Origin of the sequence: Bifidobacterium moukalabense DSM 27321 (genome assembly GCF_000522505.1) — a bacterium.
Taxonomy (GTDB): domain Bacteria; phylum Actinomycetota; class Actinomycetes; order Actinomycetales; family Bifidobacteriaceae; genus Bifidobacterium; species Bifidobacterium moukalabense.
On the sequence record NZ_AZMV01000001.1, the window covers coordinates 106,207 to 120,574 of the forward strand.

Here is a 14,368-nt window from a genome sequence, read left to right on the forward strand (position 1 = left end):
GAAGCCTTTCAAGCACCGCCCCTTGTCGTATTACCGCCTCACGCGGCGCCCGTTAGTCCTAGTCGACGACGGCGCCCTGGTGGAACGTACGGGAGATCACGTCGAGCTGCTGCTCCTTGGTGAGCTTGACGAAGTTCACCGCGTAGCCGGAGACGCGCACGGTCAGGTGCGGGTACTTCTCCGGATGTTCGACGGCGTCCTCGAGCTGTTCCTTGCGCAGCACGTTGATGTTGGCGTGGTACAGTCCGTGGCCGTTGCCGGCGTCCAGAATGCCTACGAGGTTGCCGATACGTTCGTCCTCGTCGCGGCCCAGACCATCAGGGGTGATGGTGTTGGTCAGCGAGATGCCGTCAAGAGCGTCGTTGTAGTCGATCTTGCCGACGGAGAACATGGACGGCAGCATGCCGTGGGAATCCATGCCGTTCTCCGGGTTGGCGCCCGGAGCGTACGGGGTGCCCTTCTTGTGGCCGGACGGGAAGGCGCCGGTGGCCTTGCCGTACTCCACGTTGGAGGTGATGGTCAGGATGGACTGGGTCGGGACGGCGCCACGGTACACCGGCAGGCGCTTGACCTGGCCCATGACGGTGGAGACGACCCACTTGGCGATGTCGTCGGCGCGGTCGTCGTCGTTGCCGTACAGCGGGAACTCGCCCTCGGTGCGGTAGCCGACGATCAGATCGTCATCGGCGCCTTCAACGTATTCGTCTTCGTGGCCCGGAGTGGTCTTTGCGTCCTTGTTGTAGATCGGGTAGACCTTGGCGTACTTGCATGCGGACAGGGAGTCGGCCGCGATCGACAGGCCGGACATGCCGCAACCAAGGGTGCGGTACACCTCCTTGTCGTGCAGAGCCATCTCGATGGACTCGTATGCATACTTATCGTGCATGTAGTGGATGATGTTCAGAGCCATCACGTAGGTCTCGGACAGCCATTCAAGAGCCTTCTCGTAGTTGGCCTTGACCTTCTCGTAATCCAAGGTGCCGTCGGCTTCCGGAGTGATCGGCTCGATCACGCCCTTGTCGATGACCTGCATGCCGGTCATTTCGTCGCGGCCGCCGTTGATGGCGTACAGCAGCGCCTTGGCGGAGTTCACACGGGCCGCGAAGAACTGCATCTGCTTGCCCACGCGCATCGGGGAGACGCAGCAGGCGATCGCGGCATCGTCGCCCCAGTGGCCACGGATCTCCTTATCGGATTCATACTGGATTGCCGAGGTGTCGATGGAGATCTTGGCGCAGAAGCGCTTGTAGGCCTCCGGTAGCTTCGGATCCCAGAAGATGGTGATATTCGGCTCCGGGCCAGGTCCGAGGTGCTCAAGGGTCAGGGTGTTGAGCAGACGGAACGAGGTCTTGGTGACCAGGGTACGGCCGTCGTCGCCGAAACCTGCGTCGGACCAGGTCGCCCAGTACGGGTCGCCGGAGAAGATCGCGTCATAGTCCTTGGTACGTAGGAAGCGTACGATGCGCAGCTTCATGACCAGGTTGTCGATGATCTCCTGCGCGTCGCTCTCGGTGATCTTGCCGGACTTCAGGTCACGCTCGAAGTACACATCGAAGAAGGTGGACACGCGGCCGAACGACATTGCGGCGCCGTCCTGGCTCTTGACGGAGGCGAGGTAACCCATGTAGGTCCACTGCACGGCCTCCTGGGCGGTCTGGGCCGGACGGCTCAGGTCGAGACCGTACTCCTTGCCGAGGTTGATCAGCTGCTTCAGAGCCTTGATCTGCTCGTCATGCTCTTCACGGAAGCGGATCCAGTGCTCGATCTCCGGCTCGGTGAAGTCGTTGCGGTACGGCACGGAATCCTTGTCACGCTGCTTGAACTTGATCAGGGTGTTCACGCCATACAGGGCCACACGGCGGTAATCGCCGATGATGCGGCCGCGACCGTAGGCATCCGGCAGACCGGTGAGGATCTTGTTGTGGCGAGCGATCTTGATTTGCTTGGTGTACACGCCGAAGACACCGTCATTGTGGGTCTTGCGGTACTTGGTGAAGATCTTCTTGATCTCCGGATCCGGCTCCTTGCCGGCTTCACGAATGGCCTGCTCGACCATGCGCCAGCCGCCGTTCGGCATCATGGCGCGCTTGCACGGAACATCGGTCTGCACGCCGACGATTACGTTGTCGACTTCCGGGGAGTCGATGTATCCGGCCGGGAAGGAATCGATGCCTGCCGGGATGTGGGTGTCCACGTCATAGACGCGCTGCTTGCGCTCCACGGCCAGGTAGTTGTCGTCCAGATACTTCCACAGGTGCTTGGTCTTGTCGGTGGCGTCGGCCAGGAAGGACTCATCGCCCTCGTATGGCGTGTAGTTCTTCTGGATGAAGTCACGAACGTCAATGTCCTTCTGCCAGTTGCCCTCGGTGAAGCCGTCCCAGGCCTTCGCCTCGAGCTCTTCCTGGGAGACCGCCGTTGCATCAACTGCTGCCATTTCCACTCCTTCTGGGTGTAGGGTTGGCGACGCATCGTTACGTCGTCGCTAATTCAAGATTCTATCGGCCCTCGCCTGAAAACTGGCTGAAATTCGGTCCGAATATACGTGATATAAATCACATATCGGGGTTTTTGCCCGGTATTAGGCGTTTCCAACGTCTCCCGCAGGTCGGACGGACCAACTACAGGTTGCGGGCCAGCAGACGTGCCACGTTCTCGGCGGTGCGGGTCAGGTTGCCTGCCGCATGATCGACGGCGTCGCGCATGGTGGCGGCACCCGGCATGATGCCGAAGATCGCATCGATGCCCAGATCATACAGCTGGTCGATGCCCTCACCGACGTTGCCGGCCAGCGCCACCACCGTGCAATCCGGCGATACCTGCTTGACCGCACGGGCCACACCCATCGGCGTTTTGCCGTACTGCGTCTGAAAGTCGATGCCTCCTTCACCGGTGAAGCAATAGTCCGCACCTTCGGCCAGTCTCGCCAACCCGGTCGCTTCGATCACCAGATCAACGCCCGATCTCATGCTTGCCTCGGTGAAGGCCAGGAATCCTGCGCCTAGGCCGCCGGCCGCGCCTGCACCCGGCACGGTTTCCACCTCACGACCCAGCTGCTCGCGAATCACCGCGGCATAATGGGACAGCGCTTCGTCCAGCCGCTCGACCATGTCGGGAGTCGCGCCTTTCTGGGGCCCGAACACGGCCGATGCGCCACGCACGCCGGTCAACGGATTGGTCACGTCCGAAGCCAGACGGATGCGCACGTCGGCGAGCCTTGGATCGAGATCGGATACGTCCAAGGTGGCGAGTCGGGCCAGCGCCGCACCGCCGAACGGCAACGGGGTGCCGTTGCCGTCCAGCAGCCGCACGCCCAATGCCTGCGCCATGCCCGCACCGCCGTCGTTCGTGGCCGAACCGCCCAGTCCCACGATGATGTCGCTGACGCCCTGCCCCAGTGCGTTCCTGATCAGTTCGCCGGTGCCATAGGTGGTGGTGATCAGCGGATTGCGTGTGGTTTCGTCGACGTATTGGATGCCGCTTGCCGCGGCCATTTCGATGACCGCCGTACGGCCGTCACCCAGAATGCCGTATTCCGCGTTCGTCGGATGGCCGAGAGGATCGGTGACCGGCACGCGTACGATGCGCCCGCCGGTGGCATCCACCAGCGATTGCACGGTACCTTCGCCGCCGTCCGCCATGGGGACGCTGACGCATTCGGCTCCGGGCAGCACTTTGAGAATGCCGGCTTCGATGGACTGCGCCGCTTCGCGTGCGGTGAGCGATCCCTTGAACGAGTCGGGGGCAATGACGATTTTCATGGGAGTCCTTTCCGGAAGGGGTATGGATGATTAGGTTATCGGACAGGCATTAGAACACAATGGTCATCACCACGGCCACAACCGTCATGGTCAGGCCGATCAGGGCTTCGAAGGGCAGCACGCCCAGCCTCTCGCCGATGGACATGTTCATTGATTTGGCGGAGACGTGGAAGTAGTTGCCGTGCGGCAACGCATCGATCACCGTGGCACCGGCCTGCATGGTGACTGCGGCGGCCACCGGCGTGGTGCCGAAGGCGAGGATCGTCTCGCCGAAGGAGCTTGCACCAAGAATCACGCCGGTGGAGGTGGATGCGGTGGCGGCGGCCATCAGGATGCCGGCGATCGGCGCGAGCAGCGCGCCGGGCACACCGGCGGCGGTGATCAGGCGCACGATCTGGTCGGGAAGGTCGGAGTTGGTGATGAGTCCGCCGAGAGCGCCCGCGCCGATCAGGATCATGACCACATCGATCATGCGCGTTATGCCGGCTTTGGTGTAATCGAGGATGCGCCGCCCCTGGCCCATGGCCAACAACCCCACGATGGCCGCGAAGGGGAGAATGTACATCGCGTCGACTTGGAACATGGTGAGCGTCGTAATGCCCAGCACCGAACCCAGCGGATTGATGAGCAGCAGCGCGATGGCGACCACGGGCGCGACCATGGCCCTGCCGATGGAAGGCAGTTCGCGGGTGGCCTTGCCGCCGCCGTGCGCACTCGTTTTTTCGCCGACGTTCAGGTCGTCCATGGTGACGATCTGGCCACGATGCTGCACCAGCGTGGCCAGCAGCACCGCCATGCCCAGGCCGAATAGCGCCGGGATGAAGCTGGAGACCATCACTTCGGAGGGCTGGATGTCGAAGCCGGAGGCCGCGGCGATGGTGTTGGGATTCGGGGAGATGATGTTGCCGGCCTTGCCGCCGCCGGAAAGCGCCACGAGCAGCGCCAACTTGGATACCTGCATCTTCGAGCCGACTTCAATGGCGATGGGCGCGACGATCAGCACCGCCACGGGGATGAACACGCCTACGGCACAGATGACCATCGTGGCGAGTGCCAGCGCGAAAATCGCAAGTTTCTCGCCGAAGGTGACCACGATGGTCTGGGCGATGCGATTGGCCGCCCCGGATTCCATCATCACCCCGGCCAGCACGCCCGCGGCAAGCACGCGTACCACGGTACCCATCACGCTTTGTGTTCCTGAGACCACGATATCAACAGTTTGCGATAGTGTGGCACCCCCTATGACGCATCCGACCACGGCGCCGAGCATCAGCGCGTAGGTGGTGTTGAGCTTGCGCAGAATCAGAACGATGGCGAGTGCCAGACCAAGTAGTGCCGCCCACCAATGCAATGAAATGTCCACTTTGACACCTTTCGTAACGATGGATACGAAATCATTTCGCTGCATTCATTATCCGCCCGGTCACCGGCTCAAAGCCATGTGCCTTGCCCTAGAAACATTCCCCCTATCCAGCCAAAGGAAATGGTACGTGTACTATTTTCGTATGGAGATTGATCCGAATATCGCCACCGACATCGTGACGCATCTCAAGGATGCGTTGCGCCACGAAATCAACTTCTTCGACACCAACGGCATCATCATCGCCAGCACCGACCCCACACGCATCGGCTCCGGGCATGACGGCGCGCGACTGGCCATCGCCAGCAGGCAAACCGTGTGCGTGGATGACGGGCATCGGTTTGCCGGCGCCAGGAACGGCGTCAACGTGCCGGTGCAGTTCGACGGCGAGCCGGTGGCGGTGATCGGCATCACTGGCGAGCGTGATGAGGTCGAACCCTTCGGCACCGTATTGCAGAAAATGACCGAGATACTGATCCGTGAGCATCTCGACCAGCTGGCCCGGTTCAATCGCCGGACCCTGCTAGACTCGCTGATCACGGCGTTGGCCTATGGCAGCGGGAATGCGACGGACAGCGAACGCCTCGCATCCATGCTGGGCATCGACCTTGGCCTGCCGTGCATGATCGCGTCGATACGTTGCGGTGATCCCCATGACCTGCTGACGCATCAGGAGCGGATCGTCTCCGCATTGCAGCGGCAGGGCGAGGGACGTTCCGACGTATTGTCCGCACTGACCCCGCAGGAATGTCTGCTGCTCATCATCGATTCCGATGACGAGGCCGCTGAATCCGTCATTCGCGCCACGGGGTCGCTGATTTCGTCTCTCACCGGGCATGCCGTGCACTGCGGCGTCGGCGGCAGGGCATCCACCATGCATGATTGTCGGCATAGCTACGACCAGGCCTTGGCCGCGTTGCAGTGGGGCGTCGGAACCCATGTTCCACCCCGGCCGGTAGCCGCCGAACGCAACGACGCCTCGCCTCTCGCGACGACCGCGTCAACGGCGCTTCGGCGTTACGGCGGCGAAGACGAGGGGCTTTCGACCTTCACCCGGTATGCGGACCTCGACATGGGGCTCATCATTCCCGAGATTCCCCCGGAACGAGCGCAGGCACTGACGCGACTGGTGTTCGGTGAGCTGGACGATGACGTGGTCGACGCATTCGAGACCACGTTCGACGCCTACACGAGGCACAACGGCAGCATCAACGCCGCCGCCAAGGAACTGTTCCTGCATAAGAACACGGTGCAGAACCATCTGAACCGCATCGCCGCCGTCACCGGCTACAATCCGCGCAACCTCAACGACCACACCGTTCTGGCGCTGGCATTTCTTCTGCGCAGGCAACATAGCCGCCGCCTACGCTGAACGGCGCAGGACCGAACGAATCAGATCAGACCGAATCGGGCCTGTCGCCGGCGGAATCCTTCGAATCCTCCGACCAGCGTTTCCATTCGCGGTCCTGCTCCTCCCACTTGATGTTGCGCTCCTGCACGATTTTCCATGCGTCGAGAGCATCCTCGCGGGTCTTGTACGGGCCCATGCGATGGCTGGCCGGGGAGATCATGCCCAGCTCGGGCTGCTCGGTCACCGTGTTAAAGTACCACTGCTTTTCCATATCCATGCTCCTTTACTCGCTTTGCGGTCTACTCACGGAAGGCGTTGGTGATCGGCAGCCGGCGGTCACGCCCGAACGCGAGCGCGGTGACCTTCGGTCCCAGCGGATACTGGCGGCGCTTCCACTCGGCACGGTCCACCAGGCGCATCACCGTGTCGACGGTGGCTTCGTCGAAGCCATCGGCCAACAGGTCGGCGCGCCCGTGCGCATGTTCGATGTACATGGCGAGCACCTGGTCGAGCAACGCATACTCAGGGAGCGAATCGGAATCCTTCTGACCTGGGCGCAGCTCGGCGCTCGGCGCCTTCTCGATCGAGTTGACGGGAATCATCACGCCGTCGGGTAGCGCGACACCCGCCGAACCGGACTCATTGCCAACGATACGCAACCCACCGATGCCCATGCCGTCGGCGGCCGCCTTATTACGCCAACGGGAAATCTCCCATACGCGTGTCTTGAGCAGATCCTTGATCGGAGCATAGCCGCCGACCGCATCGCCGTAGATCGTGGAATAGCCGCAGGCGAGCTCCGATTTGTTGCCGGTGGCCACCGCAAGCAGGCCCTTGGAGTTCGAGTAGGCCATCACGATCACGCCACGAATGCGGGCCTGCAGGTTTTCGGCGGCCACGCCTTCCAGATCGAGCTGTTTCTGATAGGCCACGAATAGCGGTTCGATGGGCTGGATGTCGTAATGCGCGCCGATGTTGTTCGCCAAATCGGCCGCATCGTCCTTGGAGCCATCGGACGAGTACATGCTTGGCATGGAAATGCCGTACACATTGGAGCCACCCACAGCGTCGGCCGCCATGGCCGCCACCAGCGCGGAGTCGATGCCGCCGGACAGACCGAGGCACACACCCTTGAAATGGTTCTTGGCCATGTAGTCCTTCAATCCCAATACGCACGCAGTGTACACCTCCTCGTCCGGATCGGGTTTGGCTGCGATGACGCCGATGTTCTGACGTTCGGCGGTGGTGTCGAGATCGAAGAGTGCCAGGTCCTCCATGAACATAGGCGAGCGCTGCAGCAACGTGCCGTCGGCATCGACGGTGAAGCTGCCGCCGTCGAACACGAGGTCGTCCTGCCCTCCGACCTGGTTGAGGTAGATCATCGGCGCGTTCACCTCGGCCGCACGACGTACCGCCAGGTCGAAGCGGGTGTCGGTTTTGCCCTCCTCATACGGCGAGCCGTTCATGGTCAGCAGCAGATCGATGTTCTGTTCGGCGAGTTCGGCGACCGGGCCGCCATCCTGCCAGATGTCCTCACAGATGGCCACGCCGATGCGTGCGCCGTCCACGTCGAGCACCGTGGATTTGTTGCCGGGGCTGAAGATGCGGAATTCGTCGAACACGCCGTAGTTGGGCAGGAAGTGTTTGTCGTAACCGGCCCAGACCACGCCATCGTGCAGTACGACGAGTCGGTTGCGTGGTTTGGAGTTCTCACGGTCGGTGCCCACGGTGCCAACCACCACGAACAGGTCGTCGAGCCCGTCTGCGGCGAGTTCGGTGGCAAGCCAGTTGGCCTTGTCCCATGCGGCTTTGCGGAAGGTGCCACGTAGGGCGAGGTCTTCGATCGGGTAGCCGGTCAGGGTCATTTCCGGGAACACGACCACCCTGGCGTGCTGCGCTGCCGCCAGATGCGCGTAGTGCATGACCTTGTCGGCGTTGGCGTCGAGGTCACCTACGCAGGTGTCGATTTGGGCGAGGGCGAAACGAATGTCAGTCATACTTGCCTAGTCTATTGCGCTGTGCGTATCGTCCACGCGAACGGCGCGCATATGGCATGAAAAACCACATGCGCGCCGTTCGCCCGCACCATTCCGTTCAGTCTGGCATCATGCAAGCTCATTGAGCACGGTAAGCGCCGCGTTGGCGTAGAATTCCACACCGGCCTGCAACGACTCGTCGAGTCCCACGAAGTTCGGGCTGTGCCAATCCGGGCATCCCGCCTCGCCATTGGATCCGATGAAAGCGAATACGGGCAATGTGACCTTGCCGTACTCGCAGAAATCCTCCCCCGCCATCGAAGGGTGGATCGGCTCGAGTTGGGCGTATTCGCGCACATCGTCGGCAACGGCTTTGGACAGTCCTTCGTCGGAGACGAGCGGATCCTGGAAATCATCCCAATCGATATCGGCGGTGATGCCGTACCCTGCAGCGATGGCGTTGACCTGTTCCTCGAAACGACGGCCGACCAGTTCGCCGTCGGACTTATGGAAGTAGCGTACGGTGCCTTGGAAGCTGGCCTTGTCGGGCACCACGTTCCACACGTGCCCGCCGTGCAGTTCGGTGATGGACAGTACCAGCGGGTGGAATGGCGAGACGTTACGGCTCACGATGGTCTGCAATGCCAGAATCATCGTGGCGAGCGCCTCGATCGGTCCGGTGCCCTTGTGAGGGTAGCCGGCATGTGTGCCGGTGGCGTGCAGGGTCACATGGAACTTCACGCATCCGGCCATCATCGGTTCGGGGCCGATGGCGATTTGTCCCGGCGCGTAGTTGGGGTTGTTGTGCGCGCCGACGGCCGCCGAGACGTCGGCCAACAGTCCCGCATCGACCATTGCCTTCGCGCCGAGTCCCGTCTCTTCGGAGGGTTGGAACAGCAGTTTGATGGAACCCCTGATCTGCTTGCGGTGTTTGGCGAGCCAGAATGCGGCTCCAAGAAGATACGACATATGCAGGTCGTGGCCACAACCGTGCATCACACCGTCATTCACGGACGCGAACGGCAGGCCGGTATCCTCCTGAATCGGCAAACCGTCGATATCGGCGCGCAGGGCGATACGTGGCCCCGGCTCATTGCCTCTGATCAGACCAACCACACCGGTTTCGAGCGGATTGTTGAGAATCTCAATATCGTGGGCACGCAGCTGCCGTTCGATGTAGGCGCTTGTTTCGTATTCCTTGAAGCTACGCTCGGGATGCGCGTGCAGCCAGTGACGGATCTCGATGATTTCCGGCGTGATCTCGATATGTTCTCTCATGATTGAGATTGTAGGCGTATTTGTATGATTTGCGTATTTTCGTGTCTGATTCTGACGTGTCGGTCGCGGAACGCCCACCATGGTTTCGTAAGCTGGTATGTGGTTCGGAATTGCGTCTGACGCGGAAAGGGTTTGGCATGGCTGTTGCGGACATCAAGGCGGCGTTTTTTCGACATTGACGGCACGTTGACCAGTTTTGTGACGCATGTCGTGCCACAATCCACCATCGACGCGCTCCATGCCCTGCAAGACAAGGGGGTGAAAATCTTCATCTGCTCGGGTCGTGCCCCCTCGTACATGGGTGTGGTGCTCGACACGATTCCCGTCACCTTCGATGGCATTGTGGGGCTGAACGGCCAATACTGCGTGGATAACACCGGACTTTCCTATCGTCATCCGCTCGATCAGACCGATGTGGAAAGGATCACCATGTGGCTGGACGAGCACACGAACGTCATCGCCAACTATGCGGAAAGCGACCACGGGTATTTCAACCGCGTCGACGAGGCGATGCGGCAGACCTGGAGAAGTCTGGGCAAAACCGCGCCGAAGGTCGATATCTGCGATCCGCATACCCGAATCGCGGACCATCCCACCTTCCAGATCAGTCCTTACGTCGACAAGACCGTCGAAGCCGAAATCACCGGAATCTGCGACAACGTGCGCGGCGTGCGTTGGCATCCGGACTTCACCGATCTGATTCCCGCCGATGGGGGCAAGGCGAAGGGCATGCAGGTCATGCTTGAGCATTACGGATGGAACCGCATGAATGCGATTGCCTTCGGCGACGGCGGCAATGATGTGGACATGCTGAAGTATGCGGGAATCGGAGTGGCCATGGGCAACGCCACCGAAGAGCCGAAGGCCGTGGCCGACTACATCACCGACAATGTGGATGATGCGGGGATAGCCAACGCCCTGCATCATTTCGAGATTTTGTAGTGGTATGAAATCCGCGACATATTGCGGATTTCATACCATCCATAAGTAATTCCGATAAGGAACCGACGCGTTTAGGACAACGAATCCTCTATATTGTTTCTTCGCCGGCACACGGAAAGCAGGCCGTGGGCATGAACGAAACGAGAGAGGAACCCAATCATGCGCAACAAGAAGATTCTCGGCGCACTACTCGCCATCACCGCCGTCGCATCCTTCGGACTGTCCGGATGCGGCAATGCCAATGCCTCCGGCGCTTCCAAAGAGGACGACAAGACCATCACCATCGCCGCCTCTCCGACCCCGCACGCGGAGATTCTGAACAACGCCGTCAAATCGATCGTGGAAAAGGACGGCTATACGCTGGTCGTCAAGGAATTCACCGACTACGTGCAGCCGAACACCGCCACCGAAGAGGGCGAGGTCGACGCCAACTACTTCCAGCACAAGCCGTACCTCGATAACTTCAACAAGGAGAAAGGCACCCATCTGGTGTCCGTGGAGGGCATCCACTTCGAGCCGTTCGGCCTGTACCCGGGCAAGACCAAGAGTCTGAAGGATCTTCAGGACGGCGCCACCGTGGCGGTGCCGAACGATGCCACCAATGAGGCACGCGCGCTCCTGCTGCTGCAGGACGCGGGCCTGATCGAACTGAAGGATCCGAAGGACATCAACGCCACTCCGAAGGACATCACCTCCAATCCGAAGAACCTGCAGTTCAAGGAGCTTGAGGCAGCCGTCGTGCCGACCGTCATCAAGGACGTCGACATCGCGGCCCTGAACGGCAACTACGCCATCCAGGCCGGATTCGACCCGACCAAGGACACCCTGGCTACCGAAAAGGCCGGCGGTCTGGCCGCAAAGACCTACCAGAACATCCTCGTGGTGAAGGAAGGCAACGAGAACACCGCCAAGACCAAGGAACTCAAGAAGGCCCTGAAGTCCGACGAGGTTCGCGATTACATCAACAAGAACTACAAGGGTGCCGTGGTGCCGGTCTTCTAAGGCCTTAACATACGGCACTGCCATAAACTCAATGCCGCAGGATAGTATGTCCTGCGGCATTCCTGCCGCTATGGCATGGCCGCCACCGGCTTCGCACATGGCTGATGGCGTAACGATTGAGGAACAGGACAACATGATTCAAATCGATCATCTGCACAAAAGCTACGGCAGCGGCGCCGAAGCGCATGAAGTGCTGCACGACATCAACTTGACCATCGAATCAGGTGAGGTCTTCGGCATTCTCGGCTCCTCCGGCGCGGGCAAGTCCACGCTGGTGCGTTGCATCAACCTGCTGGAACGCCCCACGTCCGGCAAGGTGCTTATCGACGGCAGGGACGTCACCGACGCGAAGGGCAGGCAACTGGCGGACGTGCGTGCCGGGATCGGCATGATCTTCCAGAACTTCAGCCTGTTCCAGCAGCGTACGGTGCTGCGCAACGTGGCGTTCCCGCTCGAACTCAACCACACGCCAAAGGCCAAGCGCGAGGAGCGCGCCCGGTACCTGCTCGACCTGGTAGGGCTTGCCGACCTCGCCGACCGCTATCCCAGCCAGCTTTCCGGCGGGCAGCAACAGCGCGTGGCCATCGCGCGAGCCTTGGCCAACAATCCGTCCATCATGCTGTGCGACGAGGCGACCAGCGCGCTCGACTCCACCACCACGGCGCAGATCCTCGATCTGTTGCGCCGCATCAACCGCGAGCTCAACGTAACGTTGGTCGTCATCACGCATTCACTGTCCGTGGCGCGCAACATCTGCGACCGCGTAGCCATGATCGACGGCGGCAGCATCGTGGAGATGGGTGATACGGAAGCGCTGTTCGCCAATCCGCAGAGCGATATCCTCAAGACGCTGATCGCCGATGCGAAGGTGACGAACCATCGCCATACGCATGCTTCGGAGGTAACCGACGAGCATGAGAATGCGCAGACCAAGGAAGAGGTGAAGTGAGATGGGGCAGATAGTTTCGCAATTCATCGCCGATTATGGCGAACTGCTGATCGAGGGCGTGCGCGACACCATCATCATGACCGCGGTCGCGACGCTGCTGGCCTATATGATCGGCCTGCCAATCGGCGTATTGCTCATCACCTCCACAAAGAAGGGCATCCGTCCGAATGCGGGGCTCAACACCGTACTTGGCTGGATCGTGAACATCGTGCGTTCCGTGCCGTTCATCATCCTGCTGGTGGCGTTGATTCCGCTGACCCGTCTCATTGTTGGTACCTCGCTCGGCGTTCCGGGAGCCATCGTGCCACTGGTCGTCACCGCGGCGCCGTTCGTGGCCCGTGTGGTGGAGCAATCGCTCGCCGAAGTGGACGGCAGTCTGGTGGAGGCCGCGCAAAGCTTCGGCGCCAGCAACCTGCAGATCGTGTTCAAGGTACTGCTGTTCGAAAGCCTTCCGTCGCTGATCCGCGGTGCCGCATTGACGTTCATCACCCTGTTCGGCTTCTCCGCCATGGCCGGCACCGTCGGCGCGGGCGGACTGGGCGACATCGCCATTCGCTATGGCTACCAGCGCTACCAGTACGACGTGATGACCGTTGCCGTGATCCTGTGCGTCATCCTCGTGCAGATTGTGCAGACCATCGGTGATGCGGTGTCGAACCGCATCGACCACCACGAGCGCTGACGCTCCGGTCCGTTCATGATTCGACATGAGCGGACCTTGTGCTTGCTTTGCTCGCATGTGTTCGTGCGCACGATTCGCAATCAGCTCGTTTTCAGCCGATCGTGCGTTGGAAAAGTAGATAGAAACCTCTTTTTCCCTCATCTAAGGTTGGGAATTCCGGTATTATGGGGTGTTTTGGCTGGGTGCCTCGTGCACGATTCGAAGGCGACCCCGCGAATCGAAATCGTGCATGCATCGCATCAGGATGCCGTTCGATGCCGCAGGTCTCGATATCACGGTACTCCTCAACGACGATGCCGCCGGGAATGCTCATCCGTCTCCTTCCGCTCCTGCCAAGGCGATCCACATACGGTTTCCATCCTCCGACCACCATTTCACTGGCCACGGGGTTCGGACGAGCCCACCATTGATGACCGCATCCATACAAGGACGACGCGGAGTGGGCTGCGCCGCCCCGCACTCGTACTTCACAGCCATATCGCCTTCAAGCCCATACTCGTTCCAGTAGTGGTTCTGCCCGCCATGACCCTTCCACTCATTCGTCCTATGGACCGTCCGTCCTTTCACTCCGTGAGTTTGCTATCATGGCAAGTAGCAGGAAATGCATGATCTGAATGGCTTTTTCCTTCAGGAAGGCAACGATTGCCCCTGCGAATGAAAGGAAACGCAACCATGAAAGAATTAATACCCTATATTCCGGTGCTCGCTCTTTTAGTTCTATGGTTCTTGCAGTATACGGAAACGTCAAAACTGAAACGCATATCAGAAGATCAGCAAAGACAATTGGATAAGCTCTACCGCCTGCTGGGAAAAGAAGAGTCTTTCGACGATAGGGTGGATCTGCCGGGAGAAACGAAGCAGCGTATAGGGGAATTGGCGCGCGAGGGAAGGAAGATACAGGCGATCAAAGAGCTCAGGGATGCGACCGGTCTTGGGCTCAAAGAGGCAAAAGATTACGTGGACAGATTGTGTCGTTGATCACGTTAGGCGAAAACCAGACGCATACCTCCGCAGACGTATCTAATGCGATGAGTCACGTGATTCGGGCTCACTGAAGAAGCCCTCCGTGG

Annotated in this window: 13 protein-coding genes; 6 read left to right on the forward strand and 7 right to left on the reverse strand. The window is 60.5% G+C overall.

All coding sequences use genetic code 11. From position 1 onward, the window contains the following. Nucleotides 1-58: 58 nt before the first annotated feature. The 3 genes from pflB to BMOU_RS00460 form a co-directional block, all read right to left on the reverse strand. The gene (gene pflB, locus BMOU_RS00450; RefSeq protein WP_034873746.1) at nt 59-2,434 is read right to left on the reverse strand and encodes a formate C-acetyltransferase; all 2,376 of its coding nucleotides are present in this window, start codon (nt 2,432-2,434) and stop codon (nt 59-61) included. A gap of 184 nt (nt 2,435-2,618) precedes the next feature. Further along, nucleotides 2,619-3,758 carry a glycerate kinase gene (locus BMOU_RS00455; RefSeq protein ID WP_034873748.1) on the reverse strand — a complete coding sequence of 380 codons (1,140 nt, stop codon included), beginning with the start codon at nt 3,756-3,758 and terminating at the stop codon, nt 2,619-2,621. A gap of 49 nt (nt 3,759-3,807) precedes the next feature. After that, complete coding sequence (locus BMOU_RS00460; protein ID WP_051428837.1) at nt 3,808-5,166, reverse strand: GntP family permease; 1,359 nt, start codon at nt 5,164-5,166, stop codon at nt 3,808-3,810. Between the two features lie 82 nt (nt 5,167-5,248). Between BMOU_RS00460 and BMOU_RS00465 the strand changes: the two genes are divergently transcribed. Beyond that, nucleotides 5,249-6,490, forward strand: a complete 1,242-nt coding sequence (locus BMOU_RS00465; RefSeq protein WP_235143623.1) for a CdaR family transcriptional regulator — start codon at nt 5,249-5,251, stop codon at nt 6,488-6,490. 25 nt (nt 6,491-6,515) lie between these two features. On the opposite strand, the gene BMOU_RS00470 is transcribed toward BMOU_RS00465, so the two are convergent. The 3 genes from BMOU_RS00470 to BMOU_RS00480 form a co-directional block, all read right to left on the reverse strand. Then, complete coding sequence (locus BMOU_RS00470; RefSeq protein ID WP_034873751.1) at nt 6,516-6,746, reverse strand: hypothetical protein; 231 nt, start codon at nt 6,744-6,746, stop codon at nt 6,516-6,518. A 22-nt stretch (nt 6,747-6,768) separates the two neighbouring features. After that, on the reverse strand, nt 6,769-8,466 hold the full coding sequence (locus tag BMOU_RS00475) for an NAD+ synthase (protein ID WP_034873753.1): 1,698 nt from the start codon (nt 8,464-8,466) through the stop codon (nt 6,769-6,771). 108 nt (nt 8,467-8,574) lie between these two features. Beyond that, nucleotides 8,575-9,723, reverse strand: coding sequence for a M20 metallopeptidase family protein (locus tag BMOU_RS00480; RefSeq protein WP_034873755.1), 1,149 nt, complete (start codon nt 9,721-9,723; stop codon nt 8,575-8,577). Between the two features lie 186 nt (nt 9,724-9,909). On the opposite strand from BMOU_RS00480, the gene BMOU_RS00485 reads away from it, so the two are divergent. From BMOU_RS00485 to BMOU_RS00500, 4 genes are all read left to right on the forward strand, one after another. Beyond that, entirely contained in the window at nt 9,910-10,665 is a 756-nt protein-coding gene (locus BMOU_RS00485; RefSeq protein ID WP_412093555.1) for a Cof-type HAD-IIB family hydrolase, read from the forward strand. A 159-nt stretch (nt 10,666-10,824) separates the two neighbouring features. After that, a complete protein-coding gene (locus tag BMOU_RS00490; RefSeq protein WP_034873757.1) occupies nt 10,825-11,667 on the forward strand; it encodes a MetQ/NlpA family ABC transporter substrate-binding protein in 843 nt (280 codons plus the stop codon). Nucleotides 11,668-11,800: 133 nt separating this feature from the next. After that, entirely contained in the window at nt 11,801-12,616 is an 816-nt protein-coding gene (locus tag BMOU_RS00495; RefSeq protein WP_034874392.1) for a methionine ABC transporter ATP-binding protein, read from the forward strand. 1 nt (nt 12,617) lies between these two features. Next, nucleotides 12,618-13,298 carry a methionine ABC transporter permease gene (locus BMOU_RS00500; protein WP_034873759.1) on the forward strand — a complete coding sequence of 227 codons (681 nt, stop codon included), beginning with the start codon at nt 12,618-12,620 and terminating at the stop codon, nt 13,296-13,298. Between the two features lie 91 nt (nt 13,299-13,389). Here BMOU_RS00500 and BMOU_RS00505 read toward each other — a convergent pair whose 3' ends face one another. After that, nucleotides 13,390-13,611 carry a hypothetical protein gene (locus tag BMOU_RS00505; protein WP_034873761.1) on the reverse strand — a complete coding sequence of 74 codons (222 nt, stop codon included), beginning with the start codon at nt 13,609-13,611 and terminating at the stop codon, nt 13,390-13,392. A gap of 359 nt (nt 13,612-13,970) precedes the next feature. Here BMOU_RS00505 and BMOU_RS00510 point away from each other — a divergent pair, with 359 nt between their 5' ends. Next, a complete protein-coding gene (locus tag BMOU_RS00510; RefSeq protein ID WP_034873763.1) occupies nt 13,971-14,276 on the forward strand; it encodes a ribosomal protein L7/L12 in 306 nt (101 codons plus the stop codon). The last annotated feature ends 92 nt before the right edge of the window (nt 14,277-14,368 follow it).

Coding starts and splice junctions, on each gene's coding strand:
- pflB (WP_034873746.1), bottom strand. CDS start 2,434: ATGGCAGCAGTTGATGCAACGGCGGTCTCCCAGGAAGAGCTCGAGGCG.
- BMOU_RS00455 (WP_034873748.1), bottom strand. CDS start 3,758: ATGAAAATCGTCATTGCCCCCGACTCGTTCAAGGGATCGCTCACCGCA.
- BMOU_RS00460 (WP_051428837.1), bottom strand. CDS start 5,166: ATGCAGCGAAATGATTTCGTATCCATCGTTACGAAAGGTGTCAAAGTG.
- BMOU_RS00470 (WP_034873751.1), bottom strand. CDS start 6,746: ATGGATATGGAAAAGCAGTGGTACTTTAACACGGTGACCGAGCAGCCC.
- BMOU_RS00475 (WP_034873753.1), bottom strand. CDS start 8,466: ATGACTGACATTCGTTTCGCCCTCGCCCAAATCGACACCTGCGTAGGT.
- BMOU_RS00480 (WP_034873755.1), bottom strand. CDS start 9,723: ATGAGAGAACATATCGAGATCACGCCGGAAATCATCGAGATCCGTCAC.
- BMOU_RS00490 (WP_034873757.1), top strand. CDS start 10,825: ATGCGCAACAAGAAGATTCTCGGCGCACTACTCGCCATCACCGCCGTC.
- BMOU_RS00495 (WP_034874392.1), top strand. CDS start 11,801: ATGATTCAAATCGATCATCTGCACAAAAGCTACGGCAGCGGCGCCGAA.
- BMOU_RS00500 (WP_034873759.1), top strand. CDS start 12,618: ATGGGGCAGATAGTTTCGCAATTCATCGCCGATTATGGCGAACTGCTG.
- BMOU_RS00505 (WP_034873761.1), bottom strand. CDS start 13,611: ATGAGCATTCCCGGCGGCATCGTCGTTGAGGAGTACCGTGATATCGAG.
- BMOU_RS00510 (WP_034873763.1), top strand. CDS start 13,971: ATGAAAGAATTAATACCCTATATTCCGGTGCTCGCTCTTTTAGTTCTA.